Genomic DNA, 1771 nt, shown 5'->3' on the forward strand with positions numbered 1-1771 from the left:
ATGTCAGGATTTGTTAAAAATTATAAATTTGATAAAATAAGAATAATTGAAACTAAAACTGATTATTTAGATTCCTTGGAAATTTACTTAAAATATACTCAAAAAGGTTAATGCTAGATATTAGATATTTTTACAAAATAGTAATGTAACTAACTGAAAAAATTATCCCCGCTCCCGCACGAATCCTTTCGTGTGGCGCAAGAAATCGCTAGTGTTACAGATTAGGTGTTTTTATAATTTAACCACTTAACTAACTGAAAAAGAAGATTAAATTCATTATTATATTTTACATCTCTTCCCATAAAAATGCCCCCAAATAGTGTCTAACTTTTTGGGGGCAGTCTAGTTGTGTGTGTCAAAGAAGACAGCAGATTAACTATAGCTACAACGCCTACAAAAGGGATATCAATCAGGAGATAGTGTTGTTCACAAAAGAAGGACTAGGAATAAGAAGCACCGCAAGAATATTAAAAATTTCAACTACAACATTATTGAAAAGAATTGTATCAATTGCCAGAAGTATTAGCAAACCATTTATCAGTAAAGGTAAAACTTATGAAGTCGATAAACTGTGCACTTATATCAGACACAAGAAAAATTATATATGGCTGGTTTATGCCTTGGAAAAGAATTCTAAGACAGTTGTGAGTTTTAATGTTGGGAAACCTACCAATAAAACATTAAGTTTATCCTGCAAAATCATGTTCTTAAAATTATTTTATTTAACAGGTAAAACCTTGTAAAAACAACCGTAAACCCTTATAAGTATAAGTACAACGGTAAAGAATTGCAGGATGAGCTGGGGCTTAATATGTATGACTATGGAGCGAGGAATTATGAGCCTGCACTTGGTCGATGGATGAATATTGATCCACTAGCGGAAGATGCTCCAGACTATTCTCCATTTGCTTTTTGCTTCAACAATCCGGTTTATTATATCGACCCTGATGGGATGATGGCGGATAGTAATAACGTCCTATCTGGTTGGGTAAATCAAGGAGGTCAAACTTTTTGGGATCCTAAAGTGAACAACCAAGATGATGCGACAAGACTTCACGGAGATACAGCAAATTATGTCCCTGATAATACCGTCACTCCTAATGGCGATGGAACTAGTACTCAATATAATCCTGATGGAACTAAAACAACAATTTTAAAAGAAGTTGTTGTAGAAAGTCCTAAACCTTTGCCTCTGTCTTCAAAAATTTCTAGGGGAGCTAATACAGCTGCTCTTGCTGTAATAGTAATTGGATTAGGTCCCGAAAATCCTGTTGCAGATGTAGTTGCTGGAGTTGTTGAAGTTGTAGGTCAAGTAGCAGCAGGAGGTGCTGTACTAGTTGAGTTATCAGAAACTTATAGTAATCCAAATGCAACAACTGTGGGTCATTATGATTCTATGAGTAAAGGAAAAGGGGAAAGAGGACAAACAAGAAAAGCATCAGGAACTGACAACCCCTTTAAAAAATTAAAACCGGATCCCAATAAGCCAGGAAATGTTTTAGAAAAAAACAGCCATACTGGTAAAGTAGTTTCCAAACCAGCACCTCCAGGTTATCCAGGTAAATAAAACAAGATATGAATACATATAAAGAAACTAGAGGAATACTTTTAATGCTTTATTCGGAAGTTGAATTGTCTGAAGAAAAGAAGTTGACTTTTTACAACGAATACATCTATAAAATAAGAAAATTAGCTTATTCGGGTAATACTGATGCGCAATATGATTTAGCCCAACATTATGAAGATATTGGATTTTTAGGAGATCCAAATC

The 1771-nt window shown here is 34.4% G+C and carries 3 protein-coding genes and 1 pseudogene; all 4 read left to right on the forward strand.

Going from position 1 to position 1771, the window contains the following annotated elements; translation table 11 throughout:
• Nucleotides 1-350: 350 nt before the first annotated feature.
• Nucleotides 351-488, forward strand: a pseudogene (locus EAH81_RS28055) (IS1-like element transposase); the annotation flags it as partial.
• 3 nt (nucleotides 489-491) lie between these two features.
• A complete protein-coding gene (locus EAH81_RS27990; RefSeq protein ID WP_241676674.1) occupies nucleotides 492-743 on the forward strand; it encodes a hypothetical protein in 252 nt (83 codons plus the stop codon).
• 68 nt (nucleotides 744-811) lie between these two features.
• On the forward strand, nucleotides 812-1567 hold the full coding sequence (locus EAH81_RS27215; RefSeq protein WP_241676673.1) for an RHS repeat-associated core domain-containing protein: 756 nt from the start codon (nucleotides 812-814) through the stop codon (nucleotides 1565-1567).
• A gap of 8 nt (nucleotides 1568-1575) precedes the next feature.
• The coding region (locus EAH81_RS27220; protein WP_140512114.1) for a hypothetical protein at nucleotides 1576-1771 on the forward strand (196 nt) is incomplete at its 3' end.

This window comes from Flavobacterium pectinovorum (assembly GCF_006438875.1).
Classification (GTDB): Bacteria; Bacteroidota; Bacteroidia; order Flavobacteriales; family Flavobacteriaceae; genus Flavobacterium; species Flavobacterium pectinovorum_A.